This window comes from Microbulbifer agarilyticus, from assembly GCF_019800665.1.
Taxonomy (GTDB): Bacteria; Pseudomonadota; Gammaproteobacteria; order Pseudomonadales; family Cellvibrionaceae; genus Microbulbifer; species Microbulbifer agarilyticus_C.
In genome coordinates this window covers 636,002-654,138 of record NZ_JAHVKO010000004.1, presented here as the reverse complement: position 1 = coordinate 654,138, position 18,137 = coordinate 636,002, and the positions used below count along the sequence as shown (strand labels likewise).

General features: G+C 56.1%; 16 protein-coding genes. 5 read left to right on the top strand and 11 right to left on the bottom strand.

Annotated features, from left to right (window positions below; translation table 11 throughout):
• Positions 1-307: 307 nt before the first annotated feature.
• The 7 genes from alaE to acs form a co-directional block, all read right to left on the bottom strand.
• The gene (gene alaE / locus KUV22_RS12265; RefSeq protein WP_222231485.1) at positions 308-904 is read right to left on the bottom strand and encodes an L-alanine exporter AlaE; all 597 of its coding nucleotides are present in this window, start codon (positions 902-904) and stop codon (positions 308-310) included.
• Between the two features lie 358 nt (positions 905-1,262).
• Complete coding sequence (locus KUV22_RS12260; protein WP_222231484.1) at positions 1,263-2,249, bottom strand: TIGR00341 family protein; 987 nt, start codon at positions 2,247-2,249, stop codon at positions 1,263-1,265.
• 16 nt (positions 2,250-2,265) lie between these two features.
• The gene (locus KUV22_RS12255; RefSeq protein WP_222231482.1) at positions 2,266-2,655 is read right to left on the bottom strand and encodes a VOC family protein; all 390 of its coding nucleotides are present in this window, start codon (positions 2,653-2,655) and stop codon (positions 2,266-2,268) included.
• Between the two features lie 155 nt (positions 2,656-2,810).
• Entirely contained in the window at positions 2,811-3,227 is a 417-nt protein-coding gene (locus KUV22_RS12250) for a RipA family octameric membrane protein (RefSeq protein ID WP_222231480.1), read from the bottom strand.
• Between the two features lie 31 nt (positions 3,228-3,258).
• A complete protein-coding gene (locus tag KUV22_RS12245) occupies positions 3,259-3,735 on the bottom strand; it encodes a YciI family protein (protein ID WP_222231478.1) in 477 nt (158 codons plus the stop codon).
• 43 nt (positions 3,736-3,778) lie between these two features.
• Positions 3,779-4,630, bottom strand: coding sequence for a universal stress protein (locus KUV22_RS12240; protein WP_222231477.1), 852 nt, complete (start codon positions 4,628-4,630; stop codon positions 3,779-3,781).
• 457 nt (positions 4,631-5,087) lie between these two features.
• Positions 5,088-7,025: an acetate--CoA ligase gene (gene acs / locus KUV22_RS12235; protein WP_222231476.1), complete on the bottom strand. Its 1,938-nt coding sequence runs from the start codon at positions 7,023-7,025 to the stop codon at positions 5,088-5,090.
• 368 nt (positions 7,026-7,393) lie between these two features.
• Here acs and KUV22_RS12230 point away from each other — a divergent pair, with 368 nt between their 5' ends.
• On the top strand, positions 7,394-7,747 hold the full coding sequence (locus tag KUV22_RS12230) for a cupin domain-containing protein (protein WP_222231474.1): 354 nt from the start codon (positions 7,394-7,396) through the stop codon (positions 7,745-7,747).
• A 175-nt stretch (positions 7,748-7,922) separates the two neighbouring features.
• Here the strand turns inward: KUV22_RS12230 and KUV22_RS12225 are convergent, their stop codons facing one another.
• From KUV22_RS12225 to panC, 4 genes are all read right to left on the bottom strand, one after another.
• Positions 7,923-8,849, bottom strand: coding sequence for a histone deacetylase family protein (locus KUV22_RS12225; RefSeq protein WP_261319472.1), 927 nt, complete (start codon positions 8,847-8,849; stop codon positions 7,923-7,925).
• A gap of 2 nt (positions 8,850-8,851) precedes the next feature.
• Positions 8,852-10,717, bottom strand: coding sequence for a GNAT family N-acetyltransferase (locus KUV22_RS12220; protein ID WP_222231472.1), 1,866 nt, complete (start codon positions 10,715-10,717; stop codon positions 8,852-8,854).
• 428 nt (positions 10,718-11,145) lie between these two features.
• Complete coding sequence (gene panD / locus KUV22_RS12215; RefSeq protein WP_222231469.1) at positions 11,146-11,535, bottom strand: aspartate 1-decarboxylase; 390 nt, start codon at positions 11,533-11,535, stop codon at positions 11,146-11,148.
• A gap of 16 nt (positions 11,536-11,551) precedes the next feature.
• Entirely contained in the window at positions 11,552-12,400 is an 849-nt protein-coding gene (gene panC, locus KUV22_RS12210) for a pantoate--beta-alanine ligase (RefSeq protein ID WP_222231467.1), read from the bottom strand.
• A gap of 226 nt (positions 12,401-12,626) precedes the next feature.
• Between panC and KUV22_RS12205 the strand changes: the two genes are divergently transcribed.
• From KUV22_RS12205 to nspC, 4 genes are all read left to right on the top strand, one after another.
• Positions 12,627-13,385 carry a DUF6515 family protein gene (locus KUV22_RS12205; protein WP_222231465.1) on the top strand — a complete coding sequence of 253 codons (759 nt, stop codon included), beginning with the start codon at positions 12,627-12,629 and terminating at the stop codon, positions 13,383-13,385.
• Positions 13,386-13,683: 298 nt separating this feature from the next.
• Positions 13,684-15,606, top strand: coding sequence for a biosynthetic arginine decarboxylase (gene speA / locus KUV22_RS12200; RefSeq protein ID WP_222231463.1), 1,923 nt, complete (start codon positions 13,684-13,686; stop codon positions 15,604-15,606).
• A 38-nt stretch (positions 15,607-15,644) separates the two neighbouring features.
• The gene (locus KUV22_RS12195) at positions 15,645-16,844 is read left to right on the top strand and encodes a saccharopine dehydrogenase family protein (protein ID WP_222231461.1); all 1,200 of its coding nucleotides are present in this window, start codon (positions 15,645-15,647) and stop codon (positions 16,842-16,844) included.
• A gap of 75 nt (positions 16,845-16,919) precedes the next feature.
• Positions 16,920-18,113 (top strand): carboxynorspermidine decarboxylase, encoded by a 1,194-nt coding sequence (gene nspC / locus KUV22_RS12190; protein WP_222231459.1) that lies wholly within the window; start codon positions 16,920-16,922, stop codon positions 18,111-18,113.
• The last annotated feature ends 24 nt before the right edge of the window (positions 18,114-18,137 follow it).

Below are 18,137 nucleotides of genomic sequence, written 5' to 3'. Positions count from 1 at the left end.
GTACGTACGGGTTAATCCTGCAACCCGATCAAAACCCACGTTGTATACCCGTTAACGGGGCACTTATTAGAGGGTTTTGTGTGCGCCGGTATTTACACCCCGGCGGATATTTCGCATCCTGCTGCGAATTCTTGGACGCTATTCCTACGTCCATAGGCTCAGTGGAGCAATTCGCTTAGCGGTGTTTTACACCAAACAAGCGTCCCACTTAAGTCAATTTTACGCCAATATTCCCGAACGTGCCGGAAATCTTGCCAGGCGCATTGGAAGTCACCCGCCCGGGCAAGTCAACTTCACGCGATTACAGCTACTTAACGCCACAGGTGGCGGTATCCATGTCATCCGTGACATGCGTCCCCGCGCTGCGCCGCGCCCAAACACGGCGCAGGAAATCCAGATAGATTCCGTACGGACGCCCAAGAACGCCGGCGATCATGGCGAAGGTAATACAGGCAGTGGCGATCTCTGCCATAGACGCGCCACCGAGCATCATATTGACGGTGTACAGCGGTAGCTGAAAACTCAGAAACACAAATGTATCCACTGCGTAATTATGCAGGGCGCCGCCGCGACCAAAGCGTTTTACGATCCAAGCGCGGTACATACTGAACGGACGCGCGATCACCGAGTTAAACACCACCGCCAGCAGGCGAATTTTCAGGTGTTCACTCCAGCTCATCCCCGCCAGCAACAGCTCGATGGGAATGGCGATTGCCCAGGAAAAGCTGTTCATGGCGAACACGTCCAGCAGCCACTCATTCCAGCGCGTGCGACGGTTGCGGCGCTCGTTGACCTGCGAATTTGTAGACTGGGTAGTTTCAACCGGCTGCTCGTCCTCCAGCACCATAACGGGCGGAGACACAGGAATGGCTTCGGTTGCCTGCGATAGAGACTGGGGCGACATAGTGATACTTGACCTGAACCGCGGCGGGCTTGTGGCCCCCACAGGCGAGAACTGAACATTATTTGGTCACTTTTGGTGACGACGGCGATTATATCCACCAAATTTTCAAAATCCAGCCTTCACATATTAAATTTTAATTATTTATCGCAATTACATCCTACTTTACGGTTTTCACCTCCAAAGCCATCCTAAGGCGGCTTACCTACAAGCAAAACTCGACACTCCTAAGGCCATACCGGTCGCGTATTGGCCGTCGTCTACAGAGAGACTGTTGGTGTTTGGGGCCGCGACACCGGAGCTCAGAAGACCCTGTAGCGCTAGTTCCGGTGAGTGCGAGGAGTGCGGGGCATGGGGAAGGCTATTGCAGATTAAACTGATCGCGCAGGTAGATGGCCGCCATCAATAACAGCAGGGTGCACACCCACACGGCGATGTAGATCTTCATGGCTTTGTTGGCAGACTTCTTCTGCCACCAGGTACGCGGCTCAATCCCCTTCATCAAGAACACCAACTTACACGCAAGATTGACGCACACGATATTCACCGCCAACAACAGGCCGGCACCCAGGGCCAGCTGCCACTTGCCGGAGCCCAGCATCATGCCGAAGGTGGCTGCCGGCGGCAGCAGTGCGACGGCCACCATCACCCCGACCAAAACGCTGGATAACCCGGAGGTCATCGACAGTGCGGCGGCGGCACCGGACGCCAGCGCCAGCACCACCGAGTCCCACCCCACATAGGTGCGTGACAATAGCTCGTTGCTGAGCGCCCCCCAGGGCCAGATCAGGCCAATCACCACCGACAGGCCCACGGCCACCGAGAGGCCTACCACCAGTGTTTTCAACGCGCTGCGCATCAACGCCGTGTCCGCCAGCGCGGTGCCCAGGCCAAACGCCATATTGGGCCCCAGCAACGGCGCGATCACCATGGCGCCGATGACCGCGGCAACATTGTTTTCCAGCAGGCCGATGGCGGCAACCAGGGTGGAAAGCACCACCAGGATCACGTAATCCCGATCCAGTCGGGCACTCTTTTCCGCACTGGCGTACAGCGCCTCGCGCGCTGCCAGGGCGGTGTCTTCCTTCTTGCGCTGCGCATCGCTGGGCTTGGGCAGCGACAGCTCCACCGGAATAACCAGCACGCGCGCTCCGGCCACGCCATCCACCAGCGGCGCGAGATCGTCGAGAAACACCTGTACCTTGTCGTCGCTGGTGAGTAGCCGCATGGCCTGGTGCCCGCTCTGCACCGGCCCCTCGATGCGAAACTCCTCGGCCTTGCGCGCTTCGGCAATAGCCGCGACACGGTCGGTATCGCGCGGGTCGGTGAGAATGGCAAGCAGTTTCACGGCAAGTCAAACCCGCTCAAAAGGCATCTTCGGGGATATGACACACCACCTCTACTTGGTGTCCATCCGGATCGCGCACATAGGCACTGAAGTAATCCGCGTGGTATTCCGGACGCAGACGTGGCGCGCCACCGTCTTCGCTACTGTCATCTGCAGCACCAGCCTTCAGCGCAGTTTGATAGAAGGCGTGCACGGTTTCCCGGTCTTCGGCGCTAAAGGCGATGTTCACTGCGGGTGTCGTGGTCGAGCCACCTTTGATTAGTAACTGCGGCTTACCACCCCAACCAAATCCGGCCCAGTTGCCCATTTCCATGGCCAGCTCGTATCCCAGAGGCGCCAGCGCCGCCAGGTAAAATGCCTTGCTGCGCTCGTAGTCGTGCACAGTCAAACCGATATGGTCGAGCATGGAGGCCTCCCGCTAGAGAATCTTTTTGTTTGGGGAGATGAGTATAGATAGCGCATAGGGAAAAGATCCCGCACACGCGGCGATGGCAGTGCCCGTTAAGAAACGGGCAGGAAGAAGTCAGGCTGGAGCTGAGATACGATTGAGGGAGGGACGTTTCAAATGACGCCGAAACAGGCGAGCATTCCGTAGACCACCACAGCAGTGCCGCAAATAAACTGCCCAAGGATCAGCGCACGGATAGCGAAGGTGTAGCGAATGCAGCGGCCCTGGTTATTCAGGTCACGGGTGAAAATTCGTGCCGGCTCTGGCAGTTGCGCTTCGATGGCGCGTAAGCCGGGTACCGTCAGGTTCAACAGCTGGCGACTGCGCATATCCATCACCCAGAATACGGCAGATACAATCACCACAAATCCGCCCAGCAGCACCAGGATGAGCGGATGAAAGCCTTTTTCCACGGCGGTAAAAATACCGCCATCGGCAAACATGGAAAGCACCACAAAAAAGTTAAAGGCTTTTAAACGCTGTTCGGCGTTAAAACGATAGTGGTCACACAGGTACTGCTGTTCGTTCACGGAAGTGCTCTGACTGCTTTAGGTGGGACAATTACGGCGTTTGCTGAGACAGCTTGCCATGCAAATCATTAACGGCTTTCAGTGCCGCGGAACCATACCAGGGGTGCAGTTCCATCACCAGGCGACCGGCCTGTATTGCCGGATCTGTCTCGGTCAATTTGCGCGCTTCTTCTACCGTATCCACATCAAATACATAAATTCCGCGCAATGCACCGCCATCAAGAAATGGGCCGGCCAGCACCAGCACGCCCTCGCTCGCCAGACGCTGGATATTTGCCATGTGCGCACGTTGCAGCTCCGCCGCGGTAGCTTCGTCCTGATCGCGATTCGGGCCAGCCTTTAACAGTGCCAGCACATATTTGTGCATTCCATATTTATCGGCACCGAGCTCCGATGCCAACTGGGGGTCGTAGGTGGGCTTTTTGTCGACGGACTCCTCCGCCGCGGCACCAGTCGATAGCAGCACGGCCGTGAGAGTCGGAATTATCCAGTTGCGTAGTTTCATCATGTTATTACTTATTATTTTTTATCGGGTCTTGGGGCAAAAATGGTCAGGGCACAATCAGCACATCGGTGTTGGCACGGCCGAGGATACGCTCGGCGGTATTACCCAGCAAGAAGCCTTTTGGCCCCTTGCGCACACCACGCCCCACAAGTATTGCGCGCGCTTTATTGCGGTCCACGACACGGTTTACTTCGACCGCGGGCTTGCCGGTGACAAAGTGCGTTTTTTTACATTCTACCCCGCTGTCGGCAATAACCGTATCTATAGCTGACAACAGGGCACCGGCCTGCTCGCGGAATTCATCCAGGTCCGCCACTTCATCGGGCGTAGGCACACAGGCTACGGCTTCCAGGTCGGCCCCGACTAGCGCGCTCAATGTACCACCCACGGCGAGTACGCGTTGGTTTAATTCCACATGCAGAGGGTTGTCGATGGCGGGATCCAGGGCGCCAACGATGCGATCGCGCTTCACCCAGTGGGTACTCACTGCGAGCCACAGGGGCGCGGGAACCGACTCGATCATGCGCCAGTCAATGGAGCCGAAGCCGCCACGGCCGAATTGTTTTTGTGCGGTTTTTACCACCAGGTCGCAGTCATTGGCGGCGAGATAGTCGAGGGTCCAGTAGGGGATATCGTGGTGCCAGATGACTTCGGCGGTGGAGCCCGCAGGAAGTGAGTGCTCGCTCTGCAGTTCTTGCAGCCATTTTTTGCGCTCATTTTGAATCTGGTCGCTGACGTTCAGCACGGAACCGGACAGCAGAGGAATGGAGACCACGGGCTCGTAGACAAAGCTCACCAGATGCAGCTTCGCGCCCGACTTTTCCGCCAGCTCCAGTGCCCGCTCCAAGGCTATCTGTTCATGCTTGGGCTTGTCGAGGATGACGAGAATATTCTGCATGTGGCCTCCGTTGCTACAGGGAAATATTCAAATCCTTTAATTCATTAAATCACTGGATGTCGATTTTGTCTTGGCTCAGAGCAAGACGACCCAGCTCGGGGCTCGTATTGTTGGCGCCCTCTGGCGGTGAAGTACCGGGTATCGCTTTTCGAAACCGCTGTGAATACGTCCCTGTACGCTGCGTCGGCGACATCCCTGTCGCCGACGCTTTCGAAAAGCGATACCCGGCACTCCACCTTCGCATTTAGCGAATATATTTCACTTGTGACCCGGTAAAACTTGCACGCGGCAGCGGGAATGGAAGGGAAAGTGCTGGGGGCGGGTTTTCAGGAGCGTCGCAAACAGGAGGTTTGCGCCGCAGCGCCCAGGGATGGGTTTACAGCGGTCCTGAAAACCCGCCCCCAGCGCTTTTCCCCACCGGACGCCCAATAGAACGTCCAGGGACGGAGGAACGTAATTACTTGTTCGCGCGATGATCCACCAGCTCATCAACCACAGAAGGATCGGCAAGTGTGGAGGTGTCACCCAGAGAATCCAACTCGTTGCAGGCGATCTTGCGCAAGATGCGGCGCATGATTTTGCCAGAGCGGGTTTTCGGCAGGCCCGGGGCCCACTGAATGATGTCGGGCTTGGCGATAGGACCGATCTCCTGCACACACAGGTTGATCAGTTCCTTGCGCAATTCCTCGGAGGGCTCGCGGCCATTTTTCAGGGTCACATAGCAGTAGATACCCTGGCCCTTGATGTCGTGTGGATAACCCACCACTGCGGCCTCGGCAGTATCTTCGTGCAGCACGATCGCGCTTTCGATTTCTGCGGTGCCCAGACGGTGGCCGGAGACATTCAGTACATCGTCGATACGGCCGGTAATCCAGTAGTAACCGTCGGCGTCGCGGCGCGCGCCGTCACCGGTGAAGTAGTAGCCGGGGAAGGTGGAGAAATAGGTGTCGATCATGCGCTGGTGATCGCCGTAGACACTGCGGATCATGCTCGGCCAGCTGGCCTTCATCACCAGAGCGCCTTCACCTTCACCGTCAATTTCCTGGCCTTTCTCATCCAGCAGCGCCGGCTGTACGCCGAAGAACGGGCGTGTCGCGGAACCGGGTTTCATCGCGGTTGCGCCGGGCAGCGGGGTAATCATGTGCGCGCCGGTTTCGGTCTGCCACCAGGTATCCACAATCGGGCAGCGATTTTCGCCGACCACATTGTGGTACCACTCCCAGGCTTCCGGGTTGATCGGCTCGCCCACGGTGCCCAGCAGTTTCAACGAGCTGCGGTCGCACTTGGTAACGAAATCGTCGCCGGCGCCCATTAGCGCGCGAATCGCGGTGGGTGCGGTGTAGAAGGTGTTTACCTTGTGTTTTTCCACAACCTGCCAGCAGCGAGAGGCATCCGGGTAGGTCGGTACACCTTCGAACATCAGTGATATGGCGCCGGCACACAGCGGGCCATAGACGATGTAACTGTGGCCGGTGATCCAGCCAACGTCTGCGGTACACCAGAAGACGTCGCCTTCTTTGTAATCGAAGGTGTACTTGAACGTCATGGTAGAGGCCAGCAGGTAGCCAGCGGTGGTGTGCAGTACGCCCTTGGGTTTACCGGTAGAGCCGGAGGTGTACAGGATAAACAGCGGGTCTTCCGCGTTCATCGGTTCGGGGGCGCAGTCGGTGCTTTGCTCGGCGACGGATTCTGCGTACCAGATATCGCGCTTGCTGTCCCAATCCACATTGGCGCCGGTACGCTTAACCACAACCGCGGTATGCACGTCCGGGCAGCTAGCCAGGGCCTTATCCACATTCGCTTTCAGTGGCACCTTGCGGCCACCGCGCACGCCTTCGTCGGCAGTGATCACCAGGCGGCAGTCGGAATCGAGAATACGGTCTTTCAGAGAGTCGGGGGAGAAGCCACCGAAGACCACGGAGTGCACTGCACCGATACGGGTACAGGCAAGCATGGCGTAGGCCGCTTCCGGGATCATCGGCATGTAGATGCACACGCGATCACCCTTGTTGACGCCACGCGCCTTGAGCAGGTTGGCCAGGCGTCCTACGTTGTCGTGCAGCTCCTGATAGGTGATGTTCTTACTGTCGGCCGGATCATCACCTTCCCAGATCAATGCGGTCTGCGCTGCGCGGGTTGGCAGGTGGCGGTCGATACAGTTAACGGAAACATTCAGTTCGCCGTCGGCAAACCAGGCCGCGTGACCCTTGGTCAGGTCTTCCTCGACCACCTTGGTGAACGGCTTGCTCCACTGCAGGAAGTCGTTGGCCTGCTGGGACCAGAACGCCTGCGGGTCCTCTACGGACTGGCGGTACATCCGCTGGTAGTCGTCATTGGTGACGAGGGTATTGGCGGCAAAGGTTTCGGGCACCGGGTAGGTGTGCACTTCAGACATCATTTTCTCCCTTATTAGTATTATCGGGATGCTGCACGGCCCCATTCATTGAGACCTGTTGGCTGCAGGCATCACAGCGATACGCCCGGCAATCGCTATACCCGGCGCGTTGTGTGGCACGGCCATCTATCACTGGAAATGTGTCGCTGGCACTGTGTCACTGATATTCGAGTCGCTGCTATCCCGACAAGTTATACCACTGGCGGCGGCTGCATGACAACGCTGTCACCGATCCTGTCCTTTCATCATAGCCTGACGTCTTTGCGCTTTCCCACCGTCTGGCTGGAATCCCGTGCCTTTTTTGTCGCAAGCAGGCAAAATATGGCGACAATAAAAGTGATCACATTTTGATATTGCCGGAGGTAGGTATGACTGCGAAGTTGATGCGCGTTGCAGAGGGTAAGGTGGAGAGAGAGTCCGGGGTGGTGGCACCGGAGAAGGTACTGGCGGGCAACCCGCAGCAGTGGACCGAGCACTTTTTCACCAACAAGAAGGACAACTTCTTCTGTGGTATCTGGTCTTCCGATGCCGGCAAGTGGTCACTTACTTACAGTGAGGACGAGTTCTGCTACATCATTGATGGCGAGGCGATCATTACCGATGCCGACGGGGACAGTGAGCGGGTTACCGCCGGGGATGCATTCTGTATTCCGGCGGGATTTGAAGGAACCTGGGAAACCATTGGTTCGGTTAAGAAGTTTTATGCGATTTATGAAGAGTAACTCGGCCTGAGGGGCTACCACTAGCGAACTTAGTGGCGGCCCTGTAGCGGCTATGGTTTTTCAGGACCGCTGTGAATACATCCCTGTACGCTGCGTCGGCAACATCCATGTTGCCGACGCTCCTGAAAAACCATACCCACCACAGCCCCTTCGCATCTACACACATGACACCGCCCTAACCACCAATTAATCCCTTGAGGTGAGCTACAACGCTGCGCCCCAGTGCAGATAACGCATAACCACCTTCCAGCGCGGAAACAATCCGCCCTTCGCAGTTCTCGTCTGCGTATTCCCGCAGCCTCTCGGTTACCCACAGGTAGTCGTCTTCCTTAAAACGCAGTTGCGCCATAGCGTCTTCCACATGTCCGTCAAATCCAGCGGAGATAAACAACATCTGTGGCTGAAACTTTTCCAGGGCTGGCAGCCACTGCTCGGCGACGATCTCGCGCAGCGCGTCACCACCAGCGCCCGCTTCCAACGGGGAGTTGATGATATTGGCCGGCAATTCTCCAGTGCCGGAGAACGGGTAGTACGGCGACTGGAAGCTGGAGCAGAACAGGTAGCCATCGCGGCCGGCGGCAAAGTCTTCGGTACCATTGCCGTGATGCACATCAAAATCGAGGATCGCAACTCTTTCGAAACCATGCTGTGTTCGCGCGTGCTCGGCAGCAATTGCAATATTGTTAAACAGACAGAAACCCATGGCCTTGTCACGCTCGGCGTGATGGCCCGGTGGGCGTACCGCACAGAATCCTGAATTGATCTCGCCGCGCATAACGCGGTCCACTGCGTCCACGCCGCTGCCGGCTGCGTGTAATGCGGCAATCAGTGTGTGGGGATTCATGCGGGTGTCTTCGTCGAGGACTTCAAAGCCTTCGCTGGGTGCGCGTGCAAAAATCGATTCCACATATTCCGCAGTGTGTACCCGCTCAATTTGTTCGCGCGTTGCCTGCGGGGCGTCGAAGAAACGCAGTACATATTCAATACCGCTACTCAGTAACTGATCCTGAATCGCATCTAGGCGCGCGGGACACTCGGGGTGGTCGTCGCCCATATCGTGTTTATGGCAGGCGGGGTCAGAGAAGAATCCAACGGCGGGCATAGTCAGTCCTTGTTCCCAGACAGAGTCAGTTCCAGATAGAGCTCATCCATGGAGTCACCAGAACGGGTAGTGAAGTCGTTCGCTTCAAATATTTTGAGCATCGGCTTGTTGTCGCGGCGCACACAGGCAAACATTTTCGCAATACCGCGCGCCCGTGCAACCTTTTCCATTTCTTTCAATAAGGTGGTGGCAATGCCCTTGCCGCGGCGGCTCTCCTTGATCACGAATGCCACTTCGCAGCTGTTGTCCGCCGGATAGTAGTAATATCGCCCTACCCCCTGAATCACTTCGCTTTCACCATCAAAGTCGGTAAAGCACAGTGCCAGGTCTCGCCCCTGATCCACGCTCACCAGACTACAGGACTTTTCTCGCGACATCTGCGTCACATGGTGGTTGTAGCGCATCATCAGGGTTTCTTTATTGTGGGTGTAGAAGAACTCCTGTAACCGTCGTTCATCCGACGGGCGCAGTGGACGCAAGGTATAGCGCATTCCATCAAAGGTGTACTGTTTCTGGTCCACTGGGCCCAGCTCCGGCACCGTGGTGGGCGCTTGCTCCTGGTATTCCGGCACCCAGTAAAACTCGCGTACTTTTTCCAGTAACTCGCGGCGGAACTCCGGGTGCGCGATGCGGATCATTTCCAGGGTACGCTCGCGCACGCTTTTGCCGCGCAGGGAGGCGATACCGTATTCGGTTACCACATAGTGCACATGCGCGCGTGAGGTGACCACACCACTGCCCGGGGTGAGGGAAGCAACGATGCGAGACACCAGTTTGCCGTCTTTGTCCCGCGCCGTGGATGGCAGGGCGATAATGGGTTTGCCACCCTTACTCAGCGCGGCGCCACGGATAAAATCCACCTGCCCGCCGATGCCGCTATATAGCAGCCGGCCGATCGAGTCCGAGACCACCTGCCCGGTGAGGTCCACCTCAATAGCGCTGTTGATCGCCACCATCTTGTCGTTGCGCGCGATCTTTACCGGCGAGCTGACATGCTCGGCGGGATACAGCTCGACATGGGGATTCCCATCGACAAAGTCATAGAGTTCCCGTGACCCCATGCAGTAAGCGGTTATAGTTTTACCTTTATGGAAGGTCTTTTTGCGGTTATTGATCACCCCGCTTTTCATTAGCCGAGCGATGCCATCGGAAATCATCTCCGAGTGCACACCCAGATCTTTATGATTACCCAGGTAGCGCAACACCGCATCGTGGATCTTGCCCATACCAATCTGCAACGTAGCCCCATTCTCTACCAGCAGGGAAACATACTGCCCGATCTGCTCCACCGCCTGATCCATTTCCGGTGGTGGGGATTCCGGGATGGAAGCATCTTCGGTCATCCAGGCATGTATCTGATCGCGATGAATAAACGTGTGGCCACAGGTACGCGGCATGCTCGGATTAATCTGGGCGATTACGGTAGTGGCATGCTTCACTGCGGATGACACCACATCTACACTCACACCGAGCGAACAGTAACCGAGTTCATCCGGCGGGCTTACCATAATCAGTGCGGCATCCAACGGAAGTACATGATCGCTAAACAGCTTTGGCACTTCCGACAGAAAGGTGGGCGTATAGTCCGCGCGCCCTTCGGCGACCGCATTGCGCACCGCGGTACCACCGATATACAAGGCATTGATAGTAAACAGCTCAGCGTGTTTACGTTCCGCCCAGACATTATCTGAAAGTGTAAACACCTGCGTAACTTCGATGTCATTCAACCCCCGACTATTGGCAATCAGGTCAGCCATTAATGCATCGGGAACGGCGGCATGTGAACCAACGAAGATACGGCAGCCGCTTTTTAGCAGCTGATCCCAAGTGACGGGTTCGCTGGTTTTGGGGTTTGTCAGAGATGACATTGAGATGGGTGGAATCCTACCTTGAATTTGGAGGTATGGTAGGCGGGTGGTCATCTGGTCACAAACTTGCCACGAGGCCCCATTCTGTGGAGTTCCTTGGCGGCCGAGCGCCGGAAGCCTGTTTTCAGGACCGCTGTGAATACGTCCATGTACGCTGCGTCGGCGACATCCCTGTCGCCGACGGTCCTGAAAACAGGCTTCCAACACTCGGCCTTCCCTTCAAGTTGGGAGAAACCTTAGACATCGCTAACGAAGCAAAAAGGTAGAAATCGAAGGTAGAGTGACGGGTATTAGCTTTCAGGAGCGTCGCAAACAGGAAGTTTGCGCCGCAACGCCCAGGGATGGGTTTACAGTGGTCCTGAAAGCTAATAGCCGTCGCGCTGCCGCCACCGATCTAGCAATAAAACGGACCACGAAACCCAAAAAAGTTAAGCGGGCTCAGACATCTGCACAGGAATAGTATTGGTACTACGCTCAACCCGATTCTGCTCATCCAAATAAACAAGCTTGGGGTTGAAAGAGTCGGCCTCAGCCTCAGACATCTGTGCATAGGCGGCAATAATAATACGATCGCCAACCTGCACGCGGCGCGCTGCAGCACCATTCATTGAAATAATGCCGGAACCGCGCTCCGCCAGAATCACATAGGTGTGAAAGCGCTCGCCATTGGAAACATTGTAGATATCGATTTTTTCAAACTCGCGCAGCCCCGCAAGTTCAACTAGATCTTCATCGATCGCACAGGAGCCGTCGTACCAGAGTTCCGCCTGGGTAACCGCCGCCATATGCAGCTTGCCTTTCAACATCTCAATTTGCATTAACGAACTCCTGACTTCACACACTCAAGGAAACATTGTCGATCAAGCGCGCACCGCTGGTGTACATGGCGCCGAGAATTGTGATCTCGCTATCGTCGTGGGCCGCAGGCTGCAGGTCCTTGCTGTTGCAGATGGAAAAGTAATCCACCTTAAAGCCCGCTTGCTCGATTTTCGCCCGTGCCTCATCTTCCAGCGCCGGGAAATCCTTGCGACCAGATTTGATCTCATCGCTCACCCAGTTCAGCGACTGGTTGAGAATCGCCACACGCGGGCGCTCCTCTTCACTCAGATAACCATTGCGCGAGCTCATCGCCAGACCATCGTCTTCGCGGTGCACCGGTGCCGCAACAATCTCCACCGGCATACACAGGTCTTCCACCATGCGGCGGATTACCGCCAGCTGCTGGAAATCCTTGATACCGAATACCGCCTTGTTTGGCTGCACGATGTTAAACAGCTTTGCCACCACCGTGGTCACGCCTTCAAAGTGCCCCGGGCGGCTCGCGCCACACAGTACATCGGTCATCGCCGGGCAGATGACCTTGGTCTGCTCGTCCATCCCATTGGGGTAGATTTCGGCTTCATCCGGGTGGAACAGGTAATCACAGTTGGCTGCACGCAGCTTGGCCATGTCCGCCTGCATGGTACGGGGGTAGGTATCCCAGTCTTCATTGAGTCCAAATTGCAGGCGATTAACGAAGATCGACACCACCACAACGTCACACTGCTTGCGGGCCAGATTGACCAGTTCGATGTGCGCGTCGTGCAGGTTGCCCATGGTGGGCACGAATCCGATGGTCTTGCCATCGCGACGGGCCTCCGCCAGCGCCTCGCGCAGGCTGGCCACGTGGTGAAAAACTTGCATTGCCGGGGTTCCGCCAAGTGGTTAGTTGCGCGGCATCTTACCTTCCGCGGGGTGCCCGAACAAATCGGGAAGCATTGGTCACATTCAGTTTTTGCCGCCACAGGGAGTTTCTGCAACCGGTTCAGGAAGGATTCAGTGTACAGGGGGCACACTGGCCCCCACGTTATCGAGAAGCCTTTGCATAAGGCCACAGAGTCAGTCACACGGATGGCTGAGGAGAACGACCATGAAAACACTGATCACTGCGGTTGCCACCGCCAGCTTGCTGCTGACCACAGCGCCCGCCCTGGCCGACCGGGACGACCGTCACCACCGCCACGACCACGGTCGCAAGCACATGCAGCAGCGCGACCACCAGGTGCGGCACGGCAACCGGATACGTGACATCGCCGACAAACGGCGTGACGAACAGGACCGTCGCCACGATCGCCACCAGGACAAAAAACGCTATCACAAGCAAGAAGCCCGTAAACACGAGCGCAAGGCGGATAGGCATGAACATCAGGCACGCAAGCACGAACGCCAAGCGCGCAAACATGAACGCAAGGCACATAAGCACGACCGCAAGTACTACAAGGACTATCAGTATGTGGACTACCGCGGGCACAACAAGCCCCGTCACAAGCCACACTACAAGCCGCATCACCGCCCACACCATCGGCCTTACTACCGCCCGCACAAGCATCGCTGGCGTCCGGCACACTTTGGTTACGGCTACCGCTGGAAGCGTTTGCCCACGTCCTATGTCAGCCTGAGTTTTGGCGGCCTGGGCTACTACTTCAGCGACGGTATTTTTTACCGTCCCTACGGTCCCGGCTACGTGGTGGCCGAGGCCCCAGTAGGCGCCTTTGTTCGCACACTGCCGGGCACCGCATTCAGCGTCAGCTTTAATGGCCTGAACTACTTTGTTGCCTACGACACTTACTACCAATGGGACCATCACCGACACGGTTACGTGGTGGTGGCCAACCCGGGCTTCCTCTGATTTCCAACCCCAACAACCGAATATTTATTCGGTTACTTCCCCAGGCGACTCTCACGAGTCGCCTTTTTTATTTATAAATTATTTAAGACTTTCGCCTAACCCGTTGCGTCAAAAACAAATGTTTGGCGATATACAAAAAACGAATAAAAAACCGAATAAAAATTTAGTTTTAACCTTGTTGATTTATCCGCAATTTCTTTTCATTCCTTATTGATTTCCACACAACCAAACCCCAAGATTCGCGCCCCGAATACGGCACCGGGTTCCATCCAATATTTGCCCAAATTTAACAGGCGCTATGAAGCAACAACAGATTGAAAACTGGACCTGCGAAGACTCCGCAGCGCTCTACGGCATCCGCAACTGGGGTGCCGATTACTTCAACCTGAACCAGCGCGGTGAAATCACGGTTGAAGTGAAAAATGACGCCGGCGAATTGCACGCAGTATCACTGTTAGATATTGCCCACGGCGCCACCGAGCGCGGACTGGGCATGCCGCTGCTGGTGCGTTTTGAAAACCTGCTCGACGCACAAATCGCACGCATCAACAATTCGTTCCGCAGCGCAATCGACAGCTGCGGTTACAACAATGTTTTCCGCGGCGTTTTTCCAATCAAGGTCAACCAGCAGTGCCAGGTAATCGAGGAAATTGCCAAGGCCGGACGTAGCTTCGGGCACGGGCTTGAAGCGGGCAGCAAGGCGGAGCTCATTGCCGCACTTTCGATCCTCGACAATACCGATGCGCTCATCGTCTGCAATGGTTACAAGGACGAGGAATTCATCAACCTGGGTTTGCAGGCACAGCGCCTCGGCGTGCAGGTATTTTTCGTGGTGGAAACACCGTCGGAAGTGGACACCATCATTCGCTGCGCCGAACGCGAACAGATCGAGCCCAACATTGGCGTGCGGGTAAAACTGGCAAGCAAGGTGGGCGGCTACTGGAACGCCACCAGCGGCGACCGCAGTATTTTCGGCCTCGGCAGTAATGACCTGATCGCGATGGTCGACAAACTGCGCGATCACAACATGCTGCACTGCCTGCGGTTGCTGCACTACCACCTGGGTTCGCAGGTGCCGAATATCCGCGATATCCGTACCGGTGTGCTGGAAGCCTGCCGCTACTATGCGGACCTGGTGGAAGAGGGCGCGGCCATGGGTTATCTGGACCTCGGCGGCGGCCTGGCGGTGGACTACGACGGCTCCAAAACCAACTACACCCACTCCAAGAACTACTCACTGGATGAGTACTGTGTAGATGTGGTGGAAGCCATTATGGAGACCCTCGACAGCGAGGGCGTTACCCACCCGGTCATTATTACCGAATCCGGGCGCGCAACCGTCGCCTACTCGTCCGTCTTGTTGTTCAACATTCTGGATACCACCAGCTTCGAGCCCATCGAGCTGGAAGACGACCGTATCGGCAGCGATGCGCATCCAATGCTGAAGAACCTGCAGGAAGCACTGGAGAGCGTAGCGTCGGAAAACCTGCAGGAAAGCTACAACGACGGGCTCTACTACCGCGACGAGATCCGCGCACTTTATTTACATGGCCAGGTGAGCCTGCGCGACCGCGCGCTGGCGGAAAACCTGTTCCTGCAGTGCGCGCAAAAAATCCGCAAGCTACTCGATGAAGTCGACCAGATCCCAGCAGACTTGGAAGCGCTACCGGAAGTACTGTCCGACATCTATTACGCGAACATGAGCGTGTTCCAGTCCCTGCCGGACATCTGGGCGATTGATCAACTGTTTCCACTATTACCCGTGCACCGTCTGGACGAGGCACCGACACGTTCGGCGATCATCGCGGATATCACCTGCGACTGTGACGGCAAGATCGATCGCTTTATCGACCGCCAGGGCGAGCGCAAAACGCTACCACTGCACCCACTGAAAGAAGGCGAGGAATATATTCTCGGCACTTTTCTGGTGGGTGCCTACCAGGAGACACTCGGCGACCTGCACAACCTGTTCGGTGACACGAATGTGGTCAGTGTACGGATTGACGAGGATGGGCACGTGGATTACAGCCGCGAAATCCACGGTGACAGCATTGCCGATGTGCTGAGTTACGTGGAGTACTCGCCGCAGGATTTGTTCGAGCGTTTCCGCAAATTGGCGGAGCGCGCGGTGAAGGAAAAGCGGATTTCGCCACAGCAGCGCAAAGATATTTTGCACACGTATACCGCGAGCATGAGCGGATATACCTATTTCGAGAAGTAACTTTTGGTATCCCCACTATCAGGAACAGGGAGAAAGAAATGGCCAACGTTCTGATTGTCGGCGCCGGTGGCGTCGGCCAGGTAGTCGCGCACAAATGCGCACAAGTTGCAGAAGTGTTCGAGAAAATCACCCTCGCCAGCCGCACTAAATCCAAGTGCGACAAAATTGCGGAAATGTTGCCGCGCAAAATCGACACCGCCGAAGTAGATGCGGATAACGTTGGTGAAATGGTCGCGCTGATTGAAAAAGTGAAGCCGGACATGGTCATCAATGTGGCGCTGCCCTATCAGGATCTGCACATCATGGATGCCTGCCTGGAAACCGGCGTGCACTATCTGGATACGGCCAACTACGAACCGCCGGAAGAGGCCAAGTTCGAATACAAGTGGCAGTGGGCCTATCAGGACCGTTTTGAAAAAGCCGGCCTGATGGCATTGCTCGGCAGCGGTTTTGATCCGGGTGTGACCAGCGTATTTACCGCCTATGCGAAAAAGCACCACTTTGATCGCATCAAGACCCTGGATATTCTCGACTGTAACGCCGGCGACCACGGCCTGCCGTTTGCCACCAACTTCAACCCGGAAATCAACATTCGTGAAATCACCGCCAATGGCCGCTACTGGGAGGATGGCAAATGGGTCACCACCCAGCCGATGGAAGAAAAGCGGGTGTTCGAATTCCCCGAAGGCATCGGCGAGAAAGACCTGTATCTGCTGTACCACGAGGAACTGGAATCCCTGTCCACGCACTATCCGGAAATCGAGCGCGCCCGTTTCTGGATGACCTTCGGTGCCAGCTACCTGAAACATTTGGAAGTGTTGCAGAACGTCGGCATGACCAGCATCGAGCCAGTGGAGTTCCAGGGCCAGCAGATCATACCCATTCAATTCCTCAAGGCGCTGCTACCCGATCCGGCAAGCCTGGGACCGCTGACCAAGGGCAAGACCTGTATTGGCAATATCATCAAGGGCACCCCGCAGGGTGGTGGTGATGACAAGATCTACTACGTCTACAACATTTGCGACCATCAGGAAGCGTATAAGGAAGTTAAGTCCCAGGCGATTTCTTACACCACCGGCGTACCGGCCATGATCGGTGCCAAGATGATGATGGAAGGCAAATGGATGAAACCCGGCGTGTGGAATATGGAACAGCTGGACCCGGATCCGTTTATGAACGACCTGAATAAATACGGCTTGCCGTGGCAGGAAACCTGGCTCGACAAACCATTCCTGTAATTCCAACACCGCTTACATCCCGGGCGTACCGTCGCGTAGCCCGGAGCTTTCGCACTCCAGCGGATGAATTGAATTATGGATCTGACACCCCGCAGAGACTACTTTGGTGAATTCGACCCCAGCCGGGTACCCACACCCTGCTTTGTGGTCGACGAAATTGCCCTGCGCGATAACCTCGAAGTGCTGGCCGATGTACAGCAGCGCAGCGGTGCCAAGGTGCTCGCCGCACTGAAAGCCTTCTCCATGTTCAGCGTCGGGCACATCGTCGTCGAATACCTGTCCGGCACCTGTGCCAGTGGTATCAACGAGGCAAAACTCGGCTTCGAGGAATACGGCGGCAAGGGTCTTGGCAAGGAAGTACATGTCTTCAGCGCGGGCTACAAAGAGCAAGAACTGGAGGAAATTCTTCAGTTTGCACACCACGTTATTTTCAACTCATTTTCCCAGTGGCAGCGCTACAAGCCCATGTGTCTTGCGGCACAAAAGGAGCGGCCCGAGTTGCGCTTTGGCCTGCGTATCAATCCAGAGCACTCGGAAGGCCACACACCGATTTACGATCCATGCGCGCCCTGTTCACGTCTCGGTATTGTGCGCTCCCTGTTTGAAGATGAAGACCTCTCTGGTATCAGCGGCCTGCACTTCCACACCTTGTGTGAACAGGATTTCGAGCCCCTGCAACGCACGATAGCGGCGGTGGAAAAGAAGTTTGGTGATCTGCTGCCACAGATGGAGTGGATCAACTTTGGTGGCGGCCACCATATCACTCGGCGGGATTATCAGGTTGAAGCGTTAATTGATGCGGTTAAAGCCTTCTCGCAAAAACACGATGTGCAGGTCTATCTCGAACCTGGCGAAGCGGTGGCCCTGTTCTGTGGTGTACTGGTGGGTGAAGTGATCGATCTAACCTGGAATGGCAAGCAACAGGCGATTCTGGATGTTTCCGCGACCTGCCATATGCCCGACGTGATCGAAATGCCCTACCGCCCGGAAATTACCGGTGCCAGCCTGCCCCAGGAATTGCCCCACGCCTATTTACTGGGCGGGCAGAGCTGCCTCGCGGGGGATCGGATTGGTGAATACAGCTTTGCCGAGCCATTGAATATCGGCGACCGTTTGGTGTTTGAGGAGATGGCTTACTACACCATGGTCAAAACCAACACGTTTAATGGGATTCCGCTGCCTTCGATTGCGCTGTGGAATTCAGATACGGATGAACTCCGAATGGTCAAAGAGTTTGGCTATGAGGATTTTAAGAACCGTCTGTCTTGATAGTTGCGTCTCGGCTCGTTTCAC